Source organism: Sneathiella sp. (genome assembly GCF_036960985.1).
In the GTDB taxonomy this organism is placed as follows: Bacteria; Pseudomonadota; Alphaproteobacteria; order Sneathiellales; family Sneathiellaceae; genus Sneathiella.
Map to the genome: position 1 here is coordinate 12984 of NZ_JBALWD010000013.1, position 25903 is coordinate 38886.

The 25903-nt window shown below is 45.4% G+C and carries 25 protein-coding genes; 12 read left to right on the forward strand and 13 right to left on the reverse strand.

Translation table 11 applies throughout. The features are described 5' to 3' along the window. Nucleotides 1-7: 7 nt before the first annotated feature. On the reverse strand, nt 8-1159 hold the full coding sequence (locus tag V7723_RS09685; protein WP_335684261.1) for a DUF2336 domain-containing protein: 1152 nt from the start codon (nt 1157-1159) through the stop codon (nt 8-10). 446 nt (nt 1160-1605) lie between these two features. Here V7723_RS09685 and V7723_RS09690 point away from each other — a divergent pair, with 446 nt between their 5' ends. Together V7723_RS09690 and V7723_RS09695 are read left to right on the forward strand one after the other, a co-directional pair. Further along, nucleotides 1606-2097, forward strand: a complete 492-nt coding sequence (locus V7723_RS09690) for a MarR family winged helix-turn-helix transcriptional regulator (RefSeq protein ID WP_335684262.1) — start codon at nt 1606-1608, stop codon at nt 2095-2097. Between the two features lie 192 nt (nt 2098-2289). After that, complete coding sequence (locus V7723_RS09695; RefSeq protein ID WP_335684263.1) at nt 2290-2655, forward strand: flagellar protein FlaG; 366 nt, start codon at nt 2290-2292, stop codon at nt 2653-2655. Between the two features lie 27 nt (nt 2656-2682). On the opposite strand, the gene V7723_RS09700 is transcribed toward V7723_RS09695, so the two are convergent. From V7723_RS09700 to V7723_RS09710, 3 genes are read right to left on the reverse strand one after another with little or no spacing between them, the layout of a single operon-like run. Continuing rightward, complete coding sequence (locus tag V7723_RS09700; RefSeq protein WP_335684264.1) at nt 2683-3153, reverse strand: hypothetical protein; 471 nt, start codon at nt 3151-3153, stop codon at nt 2683-2685. Between the two features lie 3 nt (nt 3154-3156). Continuing rightward, entirely contained in the window at nt 3157-3465 is a 309-nt protein-coding gene (locus V7723_RS09705) for a rod-binding protein (protein WP_335684265.1), read from the reverse strand. Then, nucleotides 3465-4625, reverse strand: a complete 1161-nt coding sequence (locus V7723_RS09710; protein WP_335684266.1) for a flagellar basal body P-ring protein FlgI — start codon at nt 4623-4625, stop codon at nt 3465-3467. The genes V7723_RS09705 and V7723_RS09710 overlap by 1 nt, the downstream gene beginning before the upstream one ends. Nucleotides 4626-4867: 242 nt before the next feature. Here V7723_RS09710 and V7723_RS09715 point away from each other — a divergent pair, with 242 nt between their 5' ends. Then, nucleotides 4868-5284 (forward strand): flagellar assembly protein FliX, encoded by a 417-nt coding sequence (locus V7723_RS09715; RefSeq protein WP_335684267.1) that lies wholly within the window; start codon nt 4868-4870, stop codon nt 5282-5284. Nucleotides 5285-5438: 154 nt separating this feature from the next. Then, nucleotides 5439-5855 (forward strand): RNA polymerase-binding protein DksA, encoded by a 417-nt coding sequence (gene dksA / locus V7723_RS09720; RefSeq protein WP_335684268.1) that lies wholly within the window; start codon nt 5439-5441, stop codon nt 5853-5855. A 54-nt stretch (nt 5856-5909) separates the two neighbouring features. Here the strand turns inward: dksA and flgH are convergent, their stop codons facing one another. From flgH to flgF, 4 genes are read right to left on the reverse strand one after another with little or no spacing between them, the layout of a single operon-like run. After that, the gene (flgH, locus tag V7723_RS09725; RefSeq protein ID WP_335684269.1) at nt 5910-6668 is read right to left on the reverse strand and encodes a flagellar basal body L-ring protein FlgH; all 759 of its coding nucleotides are present in this window, start codon (nt 6666-6668) and stop codon (nt 5910-5912) included. 22 nt (nt 6669-6690) lie between these two features. Further along, a complete protein-coding gene (flgA, locus tag V7723_RS09730) occupies nt 6691-7647 on the reverse strand; it encodes a flagellar basal body P-ring formation chaperone FlgA (RefSeq protein WP_335684270.1) in 957 nt (318 codons plus the stop codon). A gap of 26 nt (nt 7648-7673) precedes the next feature. After that, nucleotides 7674-8462 (reverse strand): flagellar basal-body rod protein FlgG, encoded by a 789-nt coding sequence (gene flgG, locus V7723_RS09735; RefSeq protein WP_335684271.1) that lies wholly within the window; start codon nt 8460-8462, stop codon nt 7674-7676. 15 nt (nt 8463-8477) lie between these two features. Beyond that, the gene (gene flgF, locus V7723_RS09740; RefSeq protein WP_335684272.1) at nt 8478-9200 is read right to left on the reverse strand and encodes a flagellar basal-body rod protein FlgF; all 723 of its coding nucleotides are present in this window, start codon (nt 9198-9200) and stop codon (nt 8478-8480) included. Between the two features lie 313 nt (nt 9201-9513). Between flgF and V7723_RS09745 the strand changes: the two genes are divergently transcribed. The 7 genes from V7723_RS09745 (at nt 9514) to V7723_RS09775 (ending at nt 17212) form a co-directional block, all read left to right on the forward strand. Further along, nucleotides 9514-10050 carry a flagellar basal body-associated FliL family protein gene (locus V7723_RS09745; RefSeq protein WP_335684273.1) on the forward strand — a complete coding sequence of 179 codons (537 nt, stop codon included), beginning with the start codon at nt 9514-9516 and terminating at the stop codon, nt 10048-10050. Between the two features lie 8 nt (nt 10051-10058). Beyond that, nucleotides 10059-11189: a flagellar motor switch protein FliM gene (fliM, locus tag V7723_RS09750; protein WP_335684274.1), complete on the forward strand. Its 1131-nt coding sequence runs from the start codon at nt 10059-10061 to the stop codon at nt 11187-11189. 4 nt (nt 11190-11193) lie between these two features. Further along, a complete protein-coding gene (locus V7723_RS09755; protein ID WP_335684275.1) occupies nt 11194-11676 on the forward strand; it encodes a DUF6468 domain-containing protein in 483 nt (160 codons plus the stop codon). A 14-nt stretch (nt 11677-11690) separates the two neighbouring features. Beyond that, complete coding sequence (locus V7723_RS09760; protein WP_335684276.1) at nt 11691-12374, forward strand: MotE family protein; 684 nt, start codon at nt 11691-11693, stop codon at nt 12372-12374. A gap of 113 nt (nt 12375-12487) precedes the next feature. Beyond that, nucleotides 12488-13222 (forward strand): hypothetical protein, encoded by a 735-nt coding sequence (locus V7723_RS09765; protein ID WP_335684277.1) that lies wholly within the window; start codon nt 12488-12490, stop codon nt 13220-13222. Beyond that, on the forward strand, nt 13219-13941 hold the full coding sequence (locus V7723_RS09770) for an OmpA/MotB family protein (protein WP_335684278.1): 723 nt from the start codon (nt 13219-13221) through the stop codon (nt 13939-13941). Before V7723_RS09765 ends, V7723_RS09770 begins: the two co-directional genes overlap by 4 nt. A 1-nt stretch (nt 13942) precedes the next feature. Beyond that, nucleotides 13943-17212, forward strand: coding sequence for a tetratricopeptide repeat protein (locus V7723_RS09775; protein WP_335684279.1), 3270 nt, complete (start codon nt 13943-13945; stop codon nt 17210-17212). Here V7723_RS09775 and V7723_RS09780 read toward each other — a convergent pair. The 5 genes from V7723_RS09780 to pepN all read right to left on the reverse strand — a co-directional run bounded on the left by V7723_RS09780 (nt 17209) and on the right by pepN (nt 24745). After that, complete coding sequence (locus V7723_RS09780; RefSeq protein WP_335684280.1) at nt 17209-18195, reverse strand: threonine ammonia-lyase; 987 nt, start codon at nt 18193-18195, stop codon at nt 17209-17211. The genes V7723_RS09775 and V7723_RS09780 overlap by 4 nt on opposite strands. Next, complete coding sequence (locus V7723_RS09785; RefSeq protein WP_335684281.1) at nt 18179-19039, reverse strand: alpha/beta fold hydrolase; 861 nt, start codon at nt 19037-19039, stop codon at nt 18179-18181. The genes V7723_RS09780 and V7723_RS09785 overlap by 17 nt, the downstream gene beginning before the upstream one ends. A gap of 25 nt (nt 19040-19064) precedes the next feature. Further along, on the reverse strand, nt 19065-19751 hold the full coding sequence (locus tag V7723_RS09790) for a haloacid dehalogenase type II (RefSeq protein WP_335684282.1): 687 nt from the start codon (nt 19749-19751) through the stop codon (nt 19065-19067). A 94-nt stretch (nt 19752-19845) separates the two neighbouring features. After that, nucleotides 19846-22029, reverse strand: a complete 2184-nt coding sequence (locus V7723_RS09795; protein ID WP_335684283.1) for a lytic transglycosylase domain-containing protein — start codon at nt 22027-22029, stop codon at nt 19846-19848. A gap of 88 nt (nt 22030-22117) precedes the next feature. Continuing rightward, the gene (gene pepN / locus V7723_RS09800) at nt 22118-24745 is read right to left on the reverse strand and encodes an aminopeptidase N (protein ID WP_335684284.1); all 2628 of its coding nucleotides are present in this window, start codon (nt 24743-24745) and stop codon (nt 22118-22120) included. Between the two features lie 269 nt (nt 24746-25014). On the opposite strand from pepN, the gene dapA reads away from it, so the two are divergent. Then, on the forward strand, nt 25015-25890 hold the full coding sequence (gene dapA, locus V7723_RS09805) for a 4-hydroxy-tetrahydrodipicolinate synthase (protein ID WP_335684285.1): 876 nt from the start codon (nt 25015-25017) through the stop codon (nt 25888-25890). Nucleotides 25891-25903: the final 13 nt, after the last annotated feature.

The following is a 25903-nucleotide window of genomic DNA, read 5'->3' on the forward strand; positions in this document are numbered from 1 at the left end:
CGGCGGCTCATAAATAGATCCGCTGATCGTCTAAATTTTCATCTAGTTCCTCGACAATATCGACAAAATCTTTTTCCAATTGCCACGAGCGCAATGTTGATTTAGCATTCTTCTCGGAAAGTTTATCATAAAATTTCATCATAATCCCAACTTCTTCCGGGCGAGTCATCTTTTTCGTCATACCAGAGTCCGAAATATTCCGGGTGAGCAGAAAAACCGCTGAAAAGGCATTGCGATCAAATTCCAATGCGCGGAGAACTACCGCTAACGCTTCAGCATTAGGATCGTAGATAAACCGACTGATGGTCAAATAGGAAAGAGATGCTTTATATGCGAGCCCCGTTATGAAAAGACGTATCTGTTTACTGCGAAGTGTTTGAACGAGAAATCGATCTGTCAGTTCGTTGCGGGCCACCAATTCAGCAACCAGTTTGTCGGCGTGACTGCTGTTGGCGGAAACATCGTAATGATATTCCACTTTTGCGGCCGCGATAATTTTCTCATTGAGTTCAAGTTCGTCAATTTCAAAATTCTGGAGAATATGACGACGTAAGGCAGCGGATACCCACCAGAACATTTTATGGGCCAAATCTGTTGGGATATCATGGCGGGCGATGAGCGGTTCTTGGAACCGGTCGATCCTTTTGGATTCTTCAACCAGATATTCCATGCTCTCGCGCGAAATCTGCGCATCACCGTTTTCGATTAAATGAGAAACGACGTCTTCGTCGCCAAAGTTTATCAACAATTCGCTAATCGTCGGGCTAATGTCGTCGCGTTCGGCGATAACAAGAAGATGTTCTTTGCTCCGGTTTTGAATGATTTCAATGAGATCTGGTTCTTCTAACAAATGGCTTTTGAACAAAATGGGCCGCGCCACGTCTATCTCATCATTCGCCAGAAGACTGATCAAATCATGAGGGGCGTCAGAAAGCTCCGCCAATCCTTCTGCGAGATTTTGCCGGAGTGTTGTTTCAATCTCTGCAAGAAGTTTTGTGAGGATACTGGTGACCAGTGCATGCTCGCGTTCGCTCAACCGATTGTCGTCTGTGAGGAACAAATCACTAATGTTGCTGAAAAGCTGGCGGCGGCCACGTGCAGAGCTATCTTTTGACAGGGCAATTAGCGCACTCAGCTCTTTATTTTCATCTTGTGACATGTGTTATCTGACACCTCTTGCGGCTCTTGTTAGAATCTTCTTAACGACAAAAATCATATAATTCAAATAGATGTACAATATATTAGGCCAAAGTAACTCCATTCGGCTGAGTATAGAATCATTTACGGACTAAAAGGCATAGCAATCCTCGAAACTTCCCATATTGTCCTTAAATTCCTGTTAATTGTTTGCTTTATTGTCACATATATGTCTGAATGAAGACATAATTTGGACCAAATTTGATACTTTTCTAACCACTGGGAATTTGTAGATATGGTTAATCAAATCCAAATGTACGAGCTTTAACCTTGTTATTTTGATTTGAAGCCAAGATTTTTTTTAAAATATGGATAAAATTGTTTTTTTATTGAAAGAATTTTAGAAGATTTACAGTTCCTTAATATTGTACAGGCATTCTGGAGCCTGAATTTTTAAGGATTTCAATTATGCGAGACACAGCAATGTTGGCAATTGATGAAAAAACTGCGACTGAAGACTATCATGAACTCACCAGATTGATTGAACGGTTGCATCGTCGTTTTCTTGACGTATTAAGAACCGAATTGAATTTAATGGACATAACGGACATCAATGCCGTTCAAGCCCTGTTGCTTGCCAATATTGGCGACGAGGAAATCAACGTCCGCGAACTAATGTCACGTGGGTATTATCAAGGATCCAACGCATCTTATAATTTGAAGAAGCTGGTTGAGATGGGATATCTGGTCCAGGAAAAATCTGAACGTGATCGTCGAGCTACCATGATCCGTCTTTCAGAAAAAGGATTGGAATTGGTGTCCAAGATGGCTGAATCAGAAGTGAAGCAGTCTGAATTGTTGAATCGTTCGAACCCATCGCCTGATATTGAAGCGACACGGAAGTCATTGCGTCAGATAGAACGTATCTGGACAGATTATATTCAATACGGCGCTCAATAACCTTTCATACATATGAAGATAACGGGTTTCCTTTTTTGGAAGCCCGTTTTTTTGTCCTGAACTGATCTCCGGTTGGCGCTATCTGAACCTGCCTTTCTTAAGTATTTGTTAATCAATCTGAATTAGGCTCATCGCATTAAATTGAGCAATTTACATATTTGTAACAAGACTATTTAAGTAAGGAGTTGCGCTATGGACGTGACCCCAATTTCGAAAACACAATTGAACGCCACGTTGGTAAAGTCAGAAATTAATCTGCCAAAACCCAAAGGTGGAAAAACCACTTCTAGTGAAATGACCAGTATTCCCAATGCGTCCGTCCAGGTCGTCGACCCGGTCAAGCGCGCGGAACAAACCATTGGTCCGTTTTTTGAGGATGCAAATTTTCCAAAAGGACGGTTTTCAATAGATATGGATGCGACCAGCGGTCGCTATGTCTATCGCCTTGTCGATTTTGAGACTCAGGAAGTATTGAAACAATTTCCCGGAGATTATGTTTTACGCCGTGTCGCGTACTATCGGGAATTACAAGGGCTGGCTGTTAATAGCGAAGCCTAGTAGCGACACTACCAACCAGCCCATCTATTAAATCACTTGATTGATGGCTATTGCGCCATTACGGATTTGCGAGTTTTTCTGCGCAGATGATGTGGCGAACGCGGCATGGGCAGTATACCCCTTTTGTGGGGATTTCTTTTTAGCGACTTCATCGGCTACTGATTTGACAAGTCCTTCTGTGACTGTTTTGACAGTTGAAAGTTTCCGAAAATGTGCGTCAAGAACTTGATAGAACGCTTCACTAGCTACTTTTAGTAAATCAATCTCTGCTTTTGGAAATGCACGATACAGCGCTGGATCATTTTTAATTAGCGTCATTTGTTGATTATATTGCCCCACAAGCCGGGTCTTTTCTCCAAGATTTTCTGAGAAGGCTTCAGGCTTATTTTCCTCGAGAAGAATATTTTCTTCCTCTAGAATCTCGCGAAGTCGCATGATCACTTTAAGCAGTTCGCTGGGTGTCAATAATCTTGGTCCGGATGTATTTATATGATCCATCTATTAAATCTCCTGCATTGCGAGGATTTCTCTATAAACGGCATCCGCGATTCCAACGCCATTCTGACGGCTCATGGATTTGGAGTACTCGTCATTCAGCATTGACTTGAACATTTTCTCGGCTTCTCCGCCGCCAAATGTCTCGTCGGTTTCTATACCAGCGGTCATGCTGTTAAGAAACTGGCTGAGAAAAAAGGCCTCAAATTCCTGCGCCGCTTCGCGTGCACGCTCTTCATTTTTACCGGCACCACTGAGAGAAGGGGCTTCCTGTTGAGACAGGATATTTGGTAGTGTCGATTGTATATTCATCATTACATTAACTCGATTTCTGCTTGGAGAGCACCAGCGGCCTTTATGGCCTGCAAAATGGAAATCATATCCCTGGGACCGATACCAAGTGCGTTTAATCCATCTACCAGGTCTTGAAGACTGACACCCTTGTTCAAGACTGTAAGCTTCTTATCATCGTCTTCAGAAACTTCGATATCTGTTCGGTCAACGACAACGGTTTCACCATTTTCAGAGAAGGGGCCAGGTTGGGAGACTTGTGGCGTTTCCGTAATGCGGACCGTCAGGTTCCCTTGTGCGATTGCGACCGTGTCAACTTTAACTTCCTTGCCGATGACGATGATACCAGATTGTTCATCGATCACGACACGCGCGATCTGATCTGGATCAACCATCAACTGTTCGATATCCGTCAACAAATCTACCATGTTATCGCGATTGCTACCTTCAAGATTAAGAACAACCGTCGATGGGTCTGCAGATTCTGCAATAGAATTTCCGATATATTTATTTACGGCCTGAGCGATCCGGCGGGAAGTCGTCAAATCAGGATTACGTAGGGAGATACGGAGACTAGTAAGCGCTGCTAGATCGAATCCAAGTTCCCGCTCAACAATCGCACCATTGGCAATTCGAGCTGTCGTGGGGACACCTTTTGTAATTGTTTCTGCTTCGCCGCCGGCTGTGTAACCCGCAACAGTTACCGTTCCTTGTGCAACGGCATAAACTTCACCATCTGCGGCCAATAACGGCGTGACAATCAACATACCGCCTGTGAGATCTTCTGCATCGCCAAGAGAACTGACGACGATATCAATTTTTGTACCTTGGCGTTGAAAGGGAGGCAGGGTCGCAGTCACAATGACGGCGGCGACATTATCTGTGTTGAGAGTTTCACCGCTGGTATTCACACCGAGGCGTTCCAGCATTGATTCTAAGCTTTGCTCTGTAAACGGTGAGTTAGATAACGAGTCTCCTGTCCCGTTGAGACCAACAACCAATCCATATCCGACAAGTATATTGTCGCGAATACCCTCGAATTCTGCGATATCCTTGACCCGAGAGGCGGTTTGCGCGGTTTCAACAGTCCAAACGAGGAGAGCCATCGCCATAATAAACGAGGATACCACACGTTTTGTGGGAATTAATTGCTTCGCAATTTGTTGGACCAATTTCAAAGTCATACTCTTTTCCGTCTAAAGACCATAAAATATTATATTCTGTCTTTTTAGATGCGAAAAGTGTGCCAAAAAAATTGTCCCATAACCCATTGAAAATAAATAGAAAAATATCTATTCAGAGGTGTTTGGCCCTGCGGGCGGCAAATTGTTCCGCTTGACCCGGAAAGAATGACCTTTAATTATAGTAGGGGTGCAGAATACTCTGTATTGTTGACATTGTCGGTTCCGGCTATTTGGATTGAACTATGAGAGTTGGCGGACCAGGGAAAACGAATTCGACGGCTGGTGCCAAAGGCGGCAAATCAGCCTCCAAATCCGGTGCTAAATTTTCAGTGCCTGAAGAAGAAGTAGAATCGGCAACAGCTTCCGGTGTTCCTTCGGCGTCTCCAATCGGGTCAATTGACGCCATTATGGCGCTTCAGGGTATAAGTGATTCGACTGAACAGAACGAGAAAACTCTCGAAAAAGGAGAGAACTTGCTCGAAAAACTAGACGAAATTCGTCACGGTTTGTTGATGGGAAAAGTTTCGCCGGAAAAATTGATGCAGCTGAAAGACACGTTGGCCTCCTACAATATTTCGGAATCTGACCCGAAATTGGCGGAAATCGTTAAAGATATTGAAGTACGCGCAGCCGTTGAATTGGCAAAATTCGGTTACTAATACTCAATTATCTTACTTCTGGGCCTTTAATCCTGCCTATTTCTCATAAATAACATAAATTTCATTGAATAGGATGTTGCTAATGGAAGAGCAATCTTATAATTATGGCCGCTAACTTGAGCTATTTTTGATGTTTAGGAGCCGGAGTTGCGTAATGAACGTTCAAATTCCCGATGAGTATAGACCGTCTGAAGACGAGCCATTTATGAACACCAGGCAGCAGGAGTATTTCCGTGAAAAACTCCTGAGGTGGCGAAATGAAATATTGGCGGATGCCAGCCAGACCATTGCTAACCTTCAAGAAGAAACTATTAAGGAGCCCGATATTGCTGATCGTGCCTCCACCGAATCCGAACGGGCTCTGGAATTAAGGACGCGCGACCGGCAACGGAAACTCATTGGCAAGATTGATGCTGCTTTGCGGCGTATTGATGATGGCTTGTATGGCTATTGTGATGAAACTGGCGAACCTATAGCTCTGAAAAGGTTGGAAGCGCGCCCAGTAGCCACGTTGAGCCTGGAAGCACAAGAGCGCCACGAGCGACGGGAAAAAGTATATCGCGACGATTAAGCGAAAAAAAAGCCGGCCCTTTCGGAGACCGGCTTTTTCTTTGACTGTCGTTCCCTACCAAGGGAAGATAATGTCGAACAGTTGCTGTCCATAGCGACCTTGCTGGACATCCGTTAGATGACCGCGGCCACCATAAGCGATGCGCGCTTCTGCAATTTTTGCAGATTCAATTGTATTCGAAGACGTAATGTCTTCTGGCCGAACAACACCAGTCACTGATAAATCGCGGCTTTCAAAATTTACCCGCACTTCCTGCCGGCCAATAATAACCAGATTCCCATTTGGTAAGATCTGTGTGACGATGGCGGCAATTTCCATATTGATTTTTTCGTTCCGATCGACCGTGCCAGAACCACTAACGGAACTATCACTACCAAGATCGATCAGGCCATCAGATGTTGTTCCTTCCGGCAGCACCTTTGTTATTTGTGATTCAAGTCCTAAAAATCCGGTAAAACCTGCTTCTTCATTGGAGACGCGTGAAGTATCTGTTGAATTATTGAGGGAAGCATCGTCATCAATTTCGACTAGGACGGTGACAATGTCACCTACCTGACTGGCCCGTTGATCTTTGAAGAAAGCTTTCGACCCCGGACGCCACAGTGAGTTAGCTTGCTGAATAACGGGTTGTGGCCGTGGCATCGGCATGGAGACAGGTTGATATCCTTTTTGTATTACAGGATTGACGATTTCCGTCAATGGGGGTTCACTTCCGACATTAGCGAGACGATCAAAGAAGTTGCACCCTGCAAGAACAGTTGCAAGCAGAAGAATAAGTGAAACGCGGGTTGTGATATCGATAATATGGGTCATTTTCTGATCCTTGATTTTTCTGCTAGCGTAAAGAAGCGAGTTGGTCAGGGTTTCCGACAATTCGGACTTTTTGCGAAGAGACCACTTCAGCCTGTATGATTTTTCGGCTGTTGATGTTTTCGACGCGGATTACATCACCGGTACCGCCAGCTTCCATTGTCCGTCCAGAGATAGAGAGATACATACCGTTGCTTTCCAATATTACGGCAACGAGTTTTCCTTTTTCAACTGTAACCGGATCCCCAAGATTGTTCTGGCTTACGGCCATACCAGGTCGAATGGAGCGGCGAGGGCTTTTCCCGATCAGTAAGGCGGCGTCCGTGATGATGTTCCGGCCCACTTTTGATAAACGTTCGGCTTTGAATTCTATGTCGTCTTCAAAAATTTCACGGCCACTGGGTATAAATTGCTTCAGTACCGGTATCATCATCTGCTTATGAACTTTACCGCCGAGTTTAAACCGATGTCCATTTTGATCGTGCGCAGGGGCCAGTAACTCAGCTGTAAATTGACCACTTTGCTTGTTGAAATACAGGTTCTCAACAGAAACAGATGGATCTTGATCGGTGCCAACCTTGATACTTGTATGTTGCGAGGCCAAATCCATTTCAAAAAGCTCCGCACCAAGTTCATACTCAATAGCAGTGCGGATTTCGTCTGAAATATTCTCGTGACGAATGGTTACGCCGAGGCGGCGAACTTTAATTCTCCGGATCGGTGTTGATGGACGCCAGGTCAACCCATGCGAGCGGGCAAAATTTGCCACTGACATAGCCTTGAAGACTTTCGATTTTCCGGGGGCAGGGGCCGGTGCGACAGTTTGGTCGGCCTTGTCTCCTGCGCCGTCAAACAGATCACCAAAAGTGATGGTATCGCCTTCGACAGTGATTTGTGGGCGCAAGGTGATATCCGCGCTTTGTGCCGATATCGGCGCAAAGAGTGCAAAAACCAAAGTTATCGTTGTTAAAAAATATTTCATATCAGTCTCTTCTATTCTAGAAAGGATTAACCACCGAGCTGGTTAGTGACGGACATCATTTCATCCGCTGCAGTAATTGTTTTTGAGTTCATTTCATAAGCCCGTTGGGCGCTAATCAATGAAGTGATTTCCTGAACGGCATTGACGTTCGACATTTCCAGGTAACCTTGGCGCAATGTTCCAAAACCGATAGAGCCGGCGACACCTATTGTTGGCGCGCCAGAAGCGGTACTTTCTTTATACAGACTGTCGCCCAAGGGCTGCAGGCCGCCTTCATTGAAGAAAATCGCGAGATCCAGCTGTCCAACTGTCTGTAGGTTCGTTTGGCCGTCGATCTGAACTTCAACTTCACCGCTGGCATTGATTGTGACACTAACGGCGTCTTGCGGGATGGTGACAGTGGGGATCACGGAAAAGCCATCTTGAGTTACCAATTCACCATCAGGGCTAAGTTGGAAAGAGCCAGCCCGGCTGTAAGCCTCGTCGCCGCTCGGCAGAAGGACCCGGAAGTAACCTTTGCCCTGTATGGCCATATCATATGTATTTCCGGTTGCTTCTAAGCCGCCCTGATCCGTAATCCGGTAAACCGAAGCCGTTTTCACACCAACACCGATTTGGATACCTGCCGGTACAATTGTACCCGCATCAGAGGACGCCGCGCCTGCGCGTTCCATGTCCTGATAAAGTAAGTCCTGAAATTCAGCGCGTTGGCGCTTAAAACCAGTGGTCGTCATATTGGCGATGTTGTTTGAGATAACATCGACATTGAGTTGCTGAGCCAACATTCCAGTGGCGGCAATTCCGAGTGCACGCATTATTCTATTCCTTCTTTATTGTACTGTTGGCATGTCTTGGATGGCTTGCATTTGCATATCATGCTCGGAGTCAATCAGCTTCTGTGCGGATTGATAGGCGCGCATGATGTCAATCATTGCAGTCATCTCAAGAATGGGTTGAACGTTTGATTTTTCCAGCATCTTGTGCATGGCTTTCGCATCGACGGCAGGTTCAGGATCAGCGCCGTCAGCGTCATACAAGCCGTCACCGACTTGTTTGAGTACCTGAGGGTTGGCAAATCGAACTAACTCAATTTTTTGCGTCTGGCCTTCGCCGGTTGTTACCGTACCATCCGGTGCAAAGGAGACATCTTGAAATTGTAGGCTGACAGTAATGCTGCGGCCTGTTTCATCCAGGAGCTGCTCGCCATTGATAGTGACAATATTCCCATCAGAATCGAGCCGGAAGCTGCCGTTTCTTGTAAACCGTACGCCTTGTTCACTTTCAATGGTGAAATAACCTTCGCCAGCGATGGCGACATCAAGTGGCCGTCCTGTATGAGTCATCTCGCCATCACGTAAGTTACGATAACTTCCGTAATCATGTACGAAAGACATATCTGGGTTGTCAAAATTATCGACAAGAAACTCTTCAAACAACGGATGTTCGCTTTTGAACGCCGTTGTATTCACATTGGCGAGGTTGTTGGCGGTAATATCTAACTGCCGTTTCAGCGCCATTTGCTGTGATAAACCTATAAAAACTGCATTTTCCATTTTTCTGCCCTTCTGGCACAAATTGAACTGACCTCATAGCTGCAGATCCCGTGCCAAAAATAATATCGTTTAAAAACAATCGGTTACGAAATTTTAGGAAATTCTAGGCGGCCGAAATGAGGGCGATTGCCAGAAATAGTCGGCAAAAATTTCCTATTTCAAGACAGGAAATCGAGGTGGCCCTGAAACTATTCGTAAAAAAATCAGCTTATTTAAAGAGATAGGGCCGTTGTCAACTTCTTGTTAACCAAGTTCTCCTAATCTGTTTCATAAGAAATGGAACGATACGACCGTCGAAAGGGTGAGGCGTTCAATGGTAGATGAAACAGAAGATGGTGAACTCGACGCGGATCTTGAAGAAGAAGATGGCGAGTCGGGTCAAAAAAAGAAAAAGAAATTAAGCGGAAAAGTTCTGGTTCTGTTTATTCTTTTGCCAATCTTAGTAATTGGAGGCGGCGCAGGCGGGGCATATTTTGCAGGCTTGTTTGATAGCCCCGGTCCGACGGAAGAAGAAATAGCGGCGGAAGCTGCAGAAAAGAACAAGCAGGTCGTCTTTTACGATTTACCCGAAATGTTGGTCAATCTGAATACAGGTACTGCCGCGAACAGTTTCTTGAAACTTGGTGTTTCTCTGGAACTTGAAGATGAAACTGCCGTCGCAGATCTTGAATTGCTCATCCCACGGGTCATGGATAATTTCCAGGTGTACCTGCGAGAACTTCGTAAAGAGGATTTGAGTGGATCTGCTGGAATTTACCGGCTGAAAGAAGAGCTCCTGATGCGGATCAATGCTTCAGTGGGCCCCATCAAGGTCAATGACGTTTTATTCAAAGAAATGCTAGTGCAATAGGAAGCTCGATGGCTGATCAAGACGACGAAATGGATATGGCGGCTGCAATGGAAGCCGACGATGAAATGGATATGGCGGCGGCAATGGAAGCCGACGATGAAATGGACATGGCAGCGGCAATGGATCCGGACGGTGATGAACCGGAAGGAGCAAGCATAGCAGAAGCCACCAGTAGTCAGTCGACCCGCGTTCTTAACCAGGACGAGATTGATAGTCTCCTTGGCTTCGACATGGATAATGATGGCAGCGGCGAAAATTCGGGCATAAAAGCCATCATCAATTCTGCTTTGGTCAATTATGAACGACTTCCCATGCTCGAAGTTGTCTTTGATCGTCTGGTCCGGATGATGACAACATCGCTTCGTAATTTCACCTCCGATAATGTCGAAGTCAGTCTTGATACGATTACATCAATTCGATTTGGCGATTATCTCAATTCTATACCGTTACCCGCTATACTCAGTGTCTTTCGGGCGGACGAATGGGACAATTATGGTCTCATCATGGTGGAAAGTTCGCTGATCTACTCCATTGTTGACGTTTTGCTCGGTGGCCGACGTGGTACGGCAGCAATGCGCATTGAAGGGCGTCCTTACACGACCATTGAACGCAATCTGGTTGAACGGATGGTATCTGTTGTTCTAAGTGACATGTCAGCGGCGTTTGAACCTCTCAGCCCAGTCAATTTCATGCATGAACGCATTGAAACTAATCCCCGGTTCGCGACAATTGCGCGCCCCGCCAATGCAGCGATTTTAATTAAGCTGCGAATTGATATGGAAGACCGCGGTGGTCGCATTGAGTTGTTATTACCGTATGCAACATTAGAGCCCGTTCGTGAACTTTTACTGCAGATGTTCATGGGTGAAAAATTTGGTCGCGATAGTATTTGGGAAAACCATTTGGCGACAGAACTTTGGTCGACAGATGTGGATATACAAGCCGTCTTGGATCAAAAAGAGATGTCATTAAACGAAGTTTTGGCAATGGATGTGGGCGATACGATAATGTTCAATGCCTCCCCAGATAGTCCGACGACCTTAAAATGCGGAGGTATTTCAATGGCTTCCGGAAAAATGGGCAGATCAGGACATAACATCGCTGTACGCGTCGATAAATCTCTTCGAGTAATGGGGTAAATCAATGCTGGATTTTATTTCGCTGGATTTTTTGTTGGATGTTTTTCTAGTTGGCCTGCTCATGGCGACGATCGGGTACTGCGCTGTTCTAAATAGGCGTCTTTCGACCATGCGAGATGCCCAGGACGATTTAAGACAGCTGTCAATTGAGTTCGATAAAACCATCGAAAAATCAAAGCTTGGTGTTGAAGAGCTTAAAACTGTTGCCCAAAAGGCAAGCAAGGAATTTCAGGCGGAAATAACTCAGGCTAAAGAATTGATTGAGGAACTTCAGCTAATAAACGCCTCAAGCACACGGATAGCAGACCGGTTACAACAAAACGTTGAAATAATTGCAAAACCTTCCATTAGCGGCGTGTACGACAATGATCCTGCTGGCCTCTACGCGGAGAATGATGAGATCGCTACGATAGAGCCAGAAAAACCAAAGAAATTTCGCACAGAAGCGGAAAAAGAACTTTTTGAAATGCTGACAAAAGCGACATAGGGCACCTCACAGATATGACTAAAAACATTCGCATTCTCCCAGTGATGGTCTTCGCACTTGTCCTGATTTTTGGATTAAAGTTGAGTACTGTCTGGACAGATGCTCAGGTATTTCTTGTTAATAATGCCGTCGCCGAAGAACAAAACAAAGCTGCCCTAGAACCCGCCGTCACCGATGATAGTGAAACCTCCGCGGAAAATGCACTTGAGCCTGAAGCTATCGTCGCGGAAGTAAAACCCGTTATGCCGGCTCCTGCAGTCCAGGAGACGCAGTATTCCGATAGTGAAATTGAAGTTCTGGAACGTCTCGTAGAGCGACGGTCGGAGTTGAATCGCCGTAATCAAGAGCTTGATATGCGTGATAATCTGTTGAAAGCTACAGAAGCCCGAATTGACGATAAAATCAGTAAACTCAAAGATATGGAAGCTACTCTTAACAAATTATTGCAGCTTCACGATGATCAAGAAAAGACCCAGCTTGCTAGCCTTGTTAAAATCTACGAGAAAATGAAACCGAAAGACGCCGCACGTATTTTTAATAGTCTCGAAATGGAAATTCTCATTAACGTCGCGAGCCGGATAAAAGAAGCAAAAATGGCGACAATACTAGCGTCTATGAATAGTCAGCGCGCCAATAAACTGACAGTTGAACTCGCGACACGACGTCAATTGCCCAGCGTTTCTGGTAAGAAAAGCTGACAATATACGAGCCACAAGAAAAATCCTTTGTATTTTAAAAATTTACGGCTGATTAACCATTAGCCGGTAAAATTTGCCCAGCTGTGATTGAGAAAAGAATTTCTGAATCAAATATGGGTGAGAGATTTTACAACGTGTCTGTTTTCGAGCAAAATAATGAATTGGAACTAGGCAGCTATGTGCCGCCTCAAGACACCCCACAAGCTGGTAGTGGCACTGCCGTGATTTTTGTTTCACTTTATCTATTGCTTTTGGCTTTCTTTATTTTCCTGCATTCGATTTCAGTACCGCAAGAGGAACGGGTCCGTTCCGTTCTTGGAAGCGTCAATATTGCTTTTAAAGGACTTTCGAAGGATATACCGGCAGAGAAGCAAAAAACCTTGTCTGGCGAAGAGCAAGGCACCCAACAATTCCATGCAAAGCTTCGTAACGTTTTTGAAACCGCAGTGCCTCTTGTCGATTCAAGAGTGACGGACGGCGGCACGCGGCTTCAATTCAGCGTTCCGCTTGGAAAATTATTTAAAAGCGGCGGCCTTGAACTTCGCGATCTCAAAGATGAATTTCTGACAGATGTCGGGGCAGCTCTTATTCGTCGTAATTCAAATGTTGCGACAGATGTTGAAATTCTGATCGGCTCTGGGCCTCGTTTGCCTTCAAGTACGAACAGTGCCAGCGACCTTGCGAGCAATCGTGTTGATAAGCTTGCACAACACCTGCGATCTCAAGGTGTCCCGTCTCGTAATATTTCGATTGGTCTGGAAGAAGGGGATGCTGGTCTCGTACATTTTAGCTTCTTCCTGCGGCCCACATTGACCTATCAGTTCCGACCTGATGGGGGTCTACAATGACACCTTATCTGACAAATAATAATGAAACAAATAAGCCGAGCACAATTTGGATGACGTCACTGGCGGATCTTTTGGCACTTCTTCTTGCGTTTTTTGTTTTGATGTTCTCCATGAGTGAAATCAAGGTTGACCGGTGGCAAACAATCACTGAAACCCTCGGAAACAAAATCAGCGATGACAATGATCTCGTAACGAAAACCGGATCAGCCGAGAAAAACATGGCAATGATAAGGGAACCCAAAGCGATTGATTTGGCTTACCTGGAACATATATTGAACGGCAAGAAACAACAAAGTCCGCTTCTGACCAATATCGAAATTTTCAAGGCTGAAGAAAGACTGGTCATTTCTCTCTCTGGATCAGAATTTTTTAGGCCGGGAACAGAAATTGAATCCGGTAACATGATCGAAGCGGTCTATTTGCTTGGCAACACACTTCGGCATATTGAGAATCGCGTTGAAGTATACGGACATACGGATCCTGATCCAATCACGTCACCGACAGCAAAATACAAAACAAACTGGGCGCTTTCTGTCGCTCGGGCACTTTCCGTTGCAAATGCTCTTAAAAATTCCGGATATGAATACTCCATCCGGGTGTTTGGTATGGCGGATTCACGGTTTAACGAACTTTCAGAAATTACCGATAAGGATCAGAAATATTCACTTGCGAGGCGCGTGGATATAGTGATTCAAGAAGCAGTAGGTCAGGGACGTTAAAATGACACGCGTATTTTTTAAATTTTTCATGATTACTTTTTTGTCACTGGGATTACTCTCGACCTTACCTGTGGTGTCAGTTGCGGCTGAAGGAGCATTTGTTCAGCTGCGCGCAGGGGAGCATAAGGACTTTACTCGTTTGGTTTTCGATTGGCCTGAAAAACCTGCCAACTACAAAACTAATTTAAAAGGCAATGTTCTGACAATCAGTTTTGATGCAACAGCATCTGTTGACGCAGTAAAGATCAACAAACGCCCCCCAGATCTGATCGTTTCAGTGGCAGCAAAAACAGTGTCCGGAAGAACAGAAATTACGGTCACCTTGACATCAGAATTGGGTATTAGCAGCTTCCTCAATGAAAACAGTGTTGTATTCGATATTCGGCCGAGCAAGAAGATAGCTTCTAATACTGCACAACCCGCTACAACGAAGTTAGATCAAAAGCTTGCTGAAACAGCTAAAGGCAAAATCTCCTCTACGACAAAAGATGTTAAAGTAGGGGAGATAGCAGAGCCTCTTGAGGAAACGACGCGTGTAGAAATTTCGTCACAAATGGATATGCCAAAGACAGTTCCTCCAATTAGAAAAGAAATTCCTGCAGGGACGAAATCTCTTTCTGTGAGCGATGTACCAGCTGTTGAGTTAACAACGAAAGCAAATCCAATTGCGGAACCTAGCCTGAAAGAAACGGCTACGATGGATCTCGTCGAAGCCCCAGACCTTGAGCAAATTGCACCAGCATCTGGATCCGCAATAGCAGCAATCGGTCCGGTTATTATAATGGACGATTTGCCGCCACTGAAAAATGCGAAAATTGAAAAGGGGCCCATGCCCAGATCTGCGGTGGCTTCCAAGCCACGTGAAATGCCGAAGACGGATGAAACGATCGCAGTTGAGATTGCCAATTTGAAAGATGGCTTTCGCCTGATTTTCCCCTGGAAGGCGTCGGTGGCTATGTCGATGTTTGAATCAGAGGGTGAATATTGGGTTGTTTTCGATCGATATGCGCGGGCTGACTTCAGCAATCTAAGTGGGCCTTACAAATTCCTGGTATCAAAATCCGAACAGCAAACACATCGGGAAGCCACTTTGTTGCGGTTTTCCTTTCGTGAGGGCTATACACCTAAAGTCAGTAAAGTAAATGACGATTGGCATGTGGATTTTCAGTTGGGTGCAACGATGGTTGTTGAAAATCCGATGGATGTGCAAACACAAAATGCATCCTTGTCTGGGCCACGATTGTTTATTCCAGCCGTTACAAATGGTAAGACCATCGAATTTGAAGATACGGCAACAGATACCCTTTGGGCTGCGGTTCCGTTGAATACTGCCGGTTGGGCCATGGCGTCGTTACGAGAGTTTGAACATGTGACGTTGCCACAAACAATCCAAGGTGCGGTAATTAAGCGAATAATTGCTAACGTTGAAATAGCCCGTGAAGAAAATGGTGTATCCGTTGCTGTACAACCTGCTCAACAACTTGCTCATACAGCCGAAATGAAAAAACAGGCTGAAAAAATTCGTAAACTTACAAAGCCAACACCAATATTCCAAACGGCGCAAACTGTTAAATTACAAGAATGGCGCCAAGTGCCGCCCTTGCTGTTTACATCTCGTAAGCAGGCGCTACAAAAACAGATCGTTACGGCACCAAAAAATGAAAAATTGAAGGCCTTGATGAGCCTCGCAAAATACTATGTTGGGCACTCTTTCTTCGCTGACGCGCGTGGCGTATTATCGCGGATTGAAGCGGAATATCCAAAAATGGAGAAAGATCAGGATTTTCGCTTGGTGGTTGGTTTATCAGATCTGGGTTTACATCATTTGGAAGAAGCTGAAGCAAATCTGTACCATGCGGATTTTGATGGCGATGTAGAAGTCGCACCATGGCGAGGTGTTCTTTCTGCAGCTCAAAGCAATTGGCAAAAAGCGGTTGAGAGCTTGAATTATGGATCTGGTGCTTTCGGCATCTATGAACCTTCTTATCAGGATCACTTCAATTTGCTCTGGGCCCGTGCCGCGTTGGAAGATTTCGATGTCAATCTGGCGAAAAAGGCTTTATCTCGCGTGAAAAGCCCATCTCTGTTGAAACATCAAGCTGAGAAGGCTTTGCTTGAAGGTATAATGGCTTTTCAACTTAGTGACTTACCTGCCGCAACAATGAATTTTAGTAAAGCTATTGATCTTGGCTATCGGCCGGTCGCCGAACGGTCTCGATTTGAAAAAGTGAACAATGATCTTGTCGGTAATAAAATTGCACCCAAAGAAGCCATTGCCGCTCTTGAAAAGCTCGACTTCGGCTGGAGAGGGGATGATCTGGAAGTCAATATTCAGAAGCGGCTGGGAGACTTGTATGTGGCGACGGGGAGTATCGGAAAGGGGTTGGATACTTACAAGCGCATTGTGCATTATTTTCCCAAATCACCGTATTCCCGTGACTTAGGGCGGAAGATGAATGCCATTTTTGCCGAACTCTTTCTGGAAGGTGGTGCTGATAAATTGTCGCCAATCAAGGCGTTGGCGATTTACTATCAATATCGTGAACTGACGCCCGTCGGGAAAAAAGGTGACGATATGATCCGTATTCTTGCGGATCGGCTGGCGCGCGTAGACTTATTAGAGCAATCGGCTCAATTGTTGGAGCATCAAGTAAATTTCCGCCTTAAAGGTCTCGACAAAGCCAACGCAGGGGCAAAACTCGCGGTCATTCATTTATGGAATGAAAAACCGGCTGAAAGTCTGAAAGTGCTCTATAAAACTAGATGGCGCCAGCAATCTTCAGAAGCCCACAGGGAAAGACTTTATATTGAAGCTCGTGCACAAGCGGATCTTCAAGCTTATCCCGTCGCTTTGGATTTAATCTCTCGTGATACCAGTGAAGAAGCGGATATGCTACGCGCAGATATTTACTGGAAGTCAAAGAATTGGGCTGCTGTCATTCCCGCGCTTGAAAAGTTGATCCTGCGTAAAGCTGATGCAGCTAACCCAGAAAAGAAAAAGTTGGATCGGCAACGGATTATGCAACTTGCTGTCGCCAGGAGCCTGCATGCGGATACCTCTGGTATAAAAACGATGAGAGCAAAATATCGTGGACGGATGGACGGAACATCTGATTTATCGGCTTTTGATCTGATCACCGAACAGACAGATCCATCTGCCTCAGAATTTCGTGAGCGGGCAACCGTCATCGCGAAGGTGAGTCAATTAGAATCCTTTATGTCTGGTTACCGGGAAAAATTGGAAAACGGGGAATTTTGGGCGACTTATTAGCCGGCCAGTATTTCTCGATAAAGACCCGGATCGACATTTCCACCCGAAGCGACCGCAACAACTGTCTTCCCTTTGATATCAACTTTGTTAGTCAAAAGTGCTGCAAGGGCAACGGCACCGCCAGGTTCGACCACGCATTTGAAATGATGAAAAGCCGCCCGGATAGCCGATTTAGCTTCGCTATCGGTCACCATCAAGCCACCGGATAACGTTTTTTTGTTTACCGGAAATGTAATTTCACCGGGCATCGGGGTGACGATAGCATCACAAATGCTTTTATTTCCACTGGCGTTCGCAACGCGTGTGCCGCGCTCCAATGAGATTTTCGTATCATCAAAATACTCTGGCTCTGCTGAATATACCTTAGTTGATGGGCTTAGCTCTTGAAGAGCCAGAGAGGCTCCAGCAATTAAACCACCACCGCCCGCAGGACAAACGCAAATATCTGCCGATGCGTTTTGTTCAATAAGCTGCTCGGCGATTTCAATACCCGTTGTTCCTTGTCCTGAAATTACAAAATGATTGTCATAAGGTTTCACCAACGTCAAACCGTTCTCATCCGCAATTTTACGCCCGATCTCTTCCCGTGATTCCGTATAACGATCATAGGTAATCACCTTTGCGCCATATCCCCGGGTATTGTCCATCTTGATCTGCGGTGTGTCTTCGGGCATCAGGATCGTCGCGCGAATTCCGAGCATCTGTGCAGATAAAGCGACGCCTTGTGCGTGATTACCGCTTGAATACGCGAAAACGCCGTTTTTTTTCTGATCTGGGGACAATCGACTTAAGGTGTTATAGGCTCCCCTGAATTTGAACGATCCAGTATGTTGCAAAGTTTCGCATTTTAACAAAAGCCGAGCGCCGATTTCTTTGTTTAGCGCATGGGATTCTAATAGCGGGGTCTTACGGGCAATGCCGCGCAGGTTTTGAGCCGCTTCCAAAATTGATTGATAGGTAGGAGCTTTATTGAATTCCAGCAATGAATTGATCCATTTCTTCTAGAAGAGGGGCTTCGTCGAGGAGCGGGACATGGCCGCGATTTTCAAGAAGTAAGGCATGCATCTTTGGGTTTTCAGTTTGCATTTTATCAAAAACTTCTTGGCTTAAAATATCAGATCGAGCGCCGCGAATGGCCAGGGTAGGGATGTCTTTAAGCTCGGCGAAAAAGGGCCAAAGATCAATTGGCGCCGCATTTTCGAATTGCTTGGCCAAAGCAGGACCGAGGTTCATATCGTAATTGAAGCGGAAGTTGCCAGCGGACTTATCAAAAACAAATGTCTTCTTTGATTGTTCTAACCAATCGGCATCTGTCAAATCAGGATAGGCGTTCAAATATTGTTGTTTTTGAGCTTCTGAAACATCTTCAATAGTTGCGTATCTGATATCCTGTCCAACATAATCCAATATACGGTTTCCACCTGACGTATCAATTTCTGGACCGACATCGTTGAGAATGGCTCCAGCAATTAGTCGTTTGGCGAAACCCGCCATACCCATGGTAAGAAGTCCGCCGAGAGATGTGCCGACAAACACTGCTTTCGGAATATTCTTTGAAGATAGGAAATTATAGATGTCCCCGGCATAGATTTGCGGGTTATAATTTTCATAGTTGGTATCATAATCGGATTTTCCGCGGCCCCGATAATCTAGGGCATATACTTTTCTGCCATCACAATAACGCTCCGCAAATTCGTGAAAATCCTTTGAATTTCGTGTTAATCCAGAAAGACAGAGAAGGGGCGAGCGATCTTCATTCGTTCCATATTCCCGATAATACAGGTTAAGGCCGTCCGTCGACCGGTAGAAGTGTTCTGTAAAGGACATGTTTAGACAATCTTCTAGTAAAATGTTAGGCGCCAACGATTGGAGGAAGTGCACTCAAGTCCGTTATCTGAGCGTCTGGCTTGCCAGGAAGGTGTTCATCGGCTTGGCCAAATCTATTGCACCAGACGACGTTGAAACCAAAAGCTTTCGCTGCATATGCATCCCAGGCGTTCGACGACTGGAACGAAATTTCTGATGGTAATACATTAAGCCGATCCACCGCCATTTGATAAACAGAGGGATCTGGTTTGTAAATGCCGACGTCCTCGATGGAATATGAGCCGTCCAGGAGATGTCCAATGTCTGCATTTTCGACGGCAGCGTCGAGCATTTTCTGTGTACCATTGGATAAAATGGCGGTTCTAATATTGGCGGCCTTCAATGTTTCCAGCATGGGTTTGACTTCTGAGTAAGCCGATAGTTTGAGATACAAATTCATCAGGCGGTCTCGTAACTCAGTATCATCTATACTAGAGGTCGCAAGCGCGAAATCTAGAGCGTCGCCAGTAACTTGCCAGAAATCTGCATGACGTTTTTGTAAGCTGCGAAGCCAGGTGTATTGCAACTGCTTCATACGCCAGTTATTGGCAACCTCTTCCCATTTATCGCCTAAGGCGGCCTGCTCTTCGCGGGCAGCGGCGTTTACATCGAACAATGTGCCGTAGGCATCAAAGACACAGGCTTTAATATTGTTTAGTTTCAAGGTTGTCATTTTTTGCACTCATTTTTATAGGCGCCCAATTCAAATGTTGGACGTTTATCTTTATAATGCAAGTGAAGAATGTGCAAAACACTGTGTCGGCAAATTAGTGAGTCGCAAGACCCCGGTTAAGATCCTGATAAATGGTTAGCTTCACGTCCTGAGTTACGGCAAGTCGTTGGCGATAAACCTGTAAATTCTCTATAACCCGTTGCACGTAATTCCGTGTTTCCGTAAAGGGAATAAACTCAATCCAATCAATCATATCGATTTCACCAGTGCGCGGATCACCCCAAGTTTTGATCCATTTACGAACATTGTTTGGACCGGCATTATACGAAGCGATGGCCAAAACATAGGATCCATTAAATTCGTCGACGAGACCGGAAAGGTAGGAACTGCCAAGCAAAGCGTTGTAATTAGGATCCTCGGTCAACTGATATTTCGAATAGCTTACTTTCAAGGATCGCGAAACGTATTTTGCCGTCGCCGGCATTAGCTGCATTAAGCCTCGGGCACCTGCGCTCGAAATAGCATCAGAGGCGAAGGCACTTTCCTGACGCATAATAGCAAAAACAAGGGCCTTTTCGATGGATGGATTGTCTGCTTCAGCGCCATTTGTCGGCCAATTGATTTCCGTCAACTCTGTCCCTCTTTGGGAAGCCCGCTTTGCCACAGAAATGGCATAGTCAGGTCGACCGATATCACTGGCTAATTTTGCCAGGTATTTAAAATCGTCCGTTGTTTCAGCAGTCTCTGCCATCTCCAGCAGGAAATATCTTGTCCATTTTGGCTTATTCAACTCAGCAAGATGGCGAATAATTAATGTGCGTTCATCTGCATCATACGCTTTCTCAGTCTGCGGGCTGATTTCAGCAAGTCTGGGTATCATAGGTAATTGGCTTTTCCCTAATTCGAAATGCGCCATTTGTCCATAATACGTAGTGTAATGCTGCGCCGCGACTTCATACCAATATTTTGCAAGTGCGTCTTCACGAGCGGTCGTATCCGCACGCCCTATCCAATATGCCGCGCGGGCGCGACTGATGGGGTAGCCGACATTTTCATACATTTTAACGAAATGTTGGCGTGCGATGGCCGGATCACCGAGAAACTGTAGTGAAATCCATCCTGATAACCATTCTGCGGTGGCAAAATCGCCACCTTTCGTCAATCCATGCCGGCTTACAAGTTTATAGGCGTCTGTAATGTGGCCTTTGGCCAGCAATTTGCGTGCTTGCAAATGCCGTTCTCGCCACCATTTTTCAGCCCGCGGTACGGTTTCATCCATTTGCAAAAGAAGATCCTGGCTTTCTTCATGCAAGGATTTCTGTCTACGCCATTTAGCGCGTTCAAAAATCAAACCTGGATCATTCTGTAATTCACTAGGTACACTTCGGACCGCATTATCAACATTGCCTTTTTTCATCATCAGCTGGATGCGAGCCATCGCAAGTTTGCTTTTTCCTTTACTTGCATAAGGAAGCATACGTGTCGCCGCTGTCGCTTTTCTCTCCCACAATAGATGTTCGAGACGACTATCATGATCTTCAACGGTGAGGAGCTGCTGAAAGTTCTTTAAGGTGGCTCGCTCGAGATCTTTTGGGAAGTTACCTTTCCGCCAAGCTCGTCTTACAAAATCTTCACCAAGTGCCGGTTGCCCTGTTTCGATGAGAGCTTCTCCATAACGAAGCATGCCTGTGCCAGTGAGCGGTTCTCGCGAATTGAACCAAGAAATGGTCTTATCTGCTGAAATGGGGTCGACTAGGGCTTCTTCAGCTCGTCTTTGCAATGTTGATTGCCGTGGCCAATTGGGATTATTTTCAATGAATTTGGAAATTCGTTCGAAGCTTGCTTTGTTGCGATAAGCGGTCATCCAACGCCAGTCGATAATTTTCGCCGGTAACTTATATTCAGCACGTCGCGCCATTGACCGCGCTTTCTTCCATTGACGATCAGTGGCCAAAGCAAAGGCTTGCTTGTAAATAACCCGATCTTTTTTGCTGAGTAATCCAGTGGAAAGTGGATGCGGTGGCAGAGCAATACCGACGGGGCGTTTTTTTGGTACGGGCGCGGTCGAGACGTTCAAAAGAGCTAGATCGCCTATTTCCGGTTTTTGACGTGGAGTGGGAACGAAATTATTTCGGCCTGCATCCGTTGCCATTGCCGACTGTGTGCGATCAATTTGAGTATCTTCCTGAAGCGGCACAGGTTTTCCCGTTGCCCCACCTATGGACGGTGCATACATTAAGCTGGCCATAAAAATACTAGTAACTATGGTCTTGTTCATCGTCGATACCCAATACTCAAAAAATGTTGATCTTGCTCGCTCCTGTACCTAAAAACATATGAAAGAATACATTATCAGATAATTTATCTCAATTATGCAGACTTTTGTTTGCCATTTCGTAAACATCATTGGATAAATCAGTAATATCCAAAATTTCTTCTAATTTTCCGGTCATCAGCTTCTGACGATCTGCATCATATCGGCGCCATTGTCCCAAAGGAGCAACAAGCCGGGCGGCGATTTGAGGATTTGTGCCATTTAGTTGTTTGATAGCATTAAACAAGAATTGGTACCCTTTGCCGGTTTTCTCGTGAAAATGCACCGGGTTTCCCGATACAAAGGCGGCAATAAGCGATCGGACGCGATTTGGGTTCCGCATTGTAAACGCTGGATGAGACAATAGTTTTGTTACATCCTCCAAAGCTGTCGGTCGTGATGACATCGCCTGAACCGTAAACCACTTGTCGACAACAAGTGGGTCAGATTCCCATTTTCGATAAAAATCTGCAAAGACCTCGTCTCGTAAAAGCCCATGGGATTCTCCTAAATAAACAAGAGATGCCATGGCGTCAGTCATATTTTCAGCGGTGCGGTACTGTTCTGCAGCCAGCTCGAAATACTTTTCTTTCGCGGTTGCGGTCAAAAACCGTAGAGCAGTATTTTTGAGTTTTCGATTGCTAGCACCAGATTGAGTTTCAAGGGCTTTACAGTCCTTATAAATTTGCGAAAAATTCTCTTCTAGTTCCCAGCCAATTTCTTCCATGGCATTGTTGCGAATAGAATGAATAGCTTCCACGTCCACTATTGGCATTTTCTGAGCGATATCCTGTTCGCTGGGTAAGGAAAGAGCAATAGCCGCAAATGCCGGATCCAGATCTTTATCGGTCAGAATATTCTTGATAGCCGACAAATACATTTTAGGGAGTTCTTGCAATGTACCGACGTGATGGCGATTTACTTGGCCGAGCAGTATGTTGGAAGATAATCGCTGTCCGGCGTCCCAGCGATTAAATAAATCTGTTTCGTTTGAAAAGAGGAATAGTAATTTCTCATTATCAAGTTTTTGGTCCAGCTTAATTGGCGCTGAAAAGCCGCGAAATAAAGACGCTGTTGGCTCAGTTGTAATATGCTCAAAGAAGAAGGTTTGCTTTTTCTCAGTCAGATTAAGGACTTGACTGGTGGTATTGGTATCCGACTCTATCGTGAAAAGTAATTCCTTGCCGGCACCGTCCAGCAAGCTCATATCGACGGGAATATGATAGGGCAGGAAATTTTCCGCAAGTATGGGATTTTCCTGTTCCAATGTCAGGGAATATTGCTGGCCCAATGGGTCATAATTTTCCGTCACTTTGATGACCGGTGTTCCGGCTTGATTATACCATCTGCGAAACTGAGTTAAGTCCATGCCAGAGCCGTCTTCCATAGCGCAGAGAAATTCCTCCGTTGTTACAGCTTGGCCATCATGTCGGTCAAAGTAAATATCCATGCCTTTACGGAAGTTCTTTTTACCCAAAATGGTGTGGATCATCCGAATGACTTCCGCGCCTTTTTCGTACACTGTGGCAGTGTAGAAATTATTTATCTCCACATAACTTTGCGGCTGAATTGGATGGGAGAGGGGACCTGCATCTTCTGGAAATTGAGCCGCGCGGAGTCGTTGAACATCATTAATTCGAAAGACAGCAGCAGAATTCATGTCAGCAGAGAATTGTTGATCCCGGAAAACAGTTAGGCCTTCTTTTAGAGTCAGTTGAAACCAGTCGCGACAGGTAATACGATTTCCAGTCCAGTTGTGGAAATATTCATGGGCTATCACGCTTTCAATCCCGTCATAATCCGCATCTGTTGCGCTTTGTGGGGAGGCGAGAACATATTTAGAGTTAAAGACATTGAGCCCTTTATTCTCCATCGCACCCATATTGAAATCGCTCACCGCCACGATCATGAATATATCCAGGTCATATTCCCGTCCAAATTCATCTTCATCCCATTTCATCGATTTCTTGAGCGACGTCATGGCGTGTTCACATTTGTCCTGGTTGCCTTTTTCAACGAATATTTGAAGCGTGACATTGCGCCCTGAAGCCGTAATAAATTGATCTTCGACACAGGCAAGATCACCGGCCACGAGGGCAAAAAGATACGCCGGCTTTGGATGTGGATCTTCCCATTTGACAAATGTGCGGCCGTCATCCAATTGTTTTTCTTCTACTTTGTTTCCATTGGACAACATAACCGGATACAATTTTGCGTTGCCGATGATTGTCGTCGTAAACACCGACATTACATCTGGACGATCGAGAAAATAGGTAATTTTACGGAAACCTTCAGCCTCGCATTGCGTGCAAAAATTTCCACTCGATTTATAGAGGCCTTCGAGGGCCGTATTCTCTTGCGGCTTGATTTTAGTCACGACGGCAAGCGTGAATTCTTTCTCTGATGCTGGGATTGGGATATGCAAGTAGTCGTCAGAGAACTCATAGGCCGTTGTATCAAGTCTCAAATCGTTTCGGCTTACAGAACATAACTCTAGATTTTCGCCATTTAAACTCAAAGTGGAAGTCTGAGTATTCACACGTTTCAAATGCATTGTCGAGGACACAGTTGTCTCCTCTTCTCCGAGTTCAACGACAAGATCAATGCTGCGAATTGAGAAATCTGGCTGTTTGTAGTCTTTTAGGTAAATGGTGGCAGGTTGAACTTGGGTTTCTAACAATGCACTGACCTTTATTGGAATGATACAGGTTCAAGATAGACAGATTGCAGCATCGATCAAGGCTTGAGCCGTATATTCTTCATTTAGCTATGCAAATAAAAAAACCACGAATTTCAACTTTTGGACGTACTAAGATGCACTTACCACTTGCCAAGTCCGGGATCATGCCTATAAATCAGGCGTTCGGCATGAAAAATTGTATATTTGTGACGTAATCGCAGGAATTTGCCGTTCTTGGAAAATTGAAATTAACTATTGAGGACATTGTCATGTTTAGAGGATCGATCACCGCGCTTATTACTCCCTTTGATGGAGAGCGCGTGGACGAAAAATCGTTTCAATCCTTTTGTGACTGGCAGATAAAATCCGGAACCAAGGCGCTGGTTCCAACCGGAACCACTGGCGAGTCGCCGACCCTTAGTCACCCAGAGCATGATCGTGTTGTTGAGCTTTGTATTGAGGCCGCGGCCGGGCGTGTGCCTGTAATGGCCGGAACTGGGTCTAATAATACAGCAGAAGCTATTCGTCTGACCCAGTCCGCGAAGGACGCCGGTGCAGATGCTGCTTTGATCGCAATGCCTTATTATAACAAGCCGACGCAAGACGGTATGGTGGCGCATTACACGGCAATTCATAATGCCGTCGATATTCCGATTTATATCTATAATATTCCCGGTCGCTCAATCGTAGATATGACGCCTGAAACTATGGGAAAATTATCAAAATTGAAAAATATTGTCGGCGTCAAAGATGCCACCGGTGATGTGGGGCGTGTTACGTCGCAACGCGAATTCTGTGGGAACGATTTTAACCAGTTATCCGGCGAAGATACGACCGCCATCGGTTTTAACGCCCATGGTGGAAATGGCTGCATTTCTGTAACCTCAAATGTGGCGCCAGATCTTACAGCGATCATGCAGAATGCAAGCCTGCACGGCGAGCGAGCCATTGCCATTGAAATGCAGGACCGCTTAATGCCTTTGCATAAGGCATTGTTTGTGGAATCAAGCCCTGCGCCGACTAAATATGCGTTGTCTTTGCTTGGAAAATGCAAGGAGGATGTTCGTCTTCCTATTATTCCTCTTCAGGAGGCCTCTAAACGCATAATAGAAGCAGCTATGAAGCATGCGGGAATTTTGGATTAGGGAGCGGATTGGT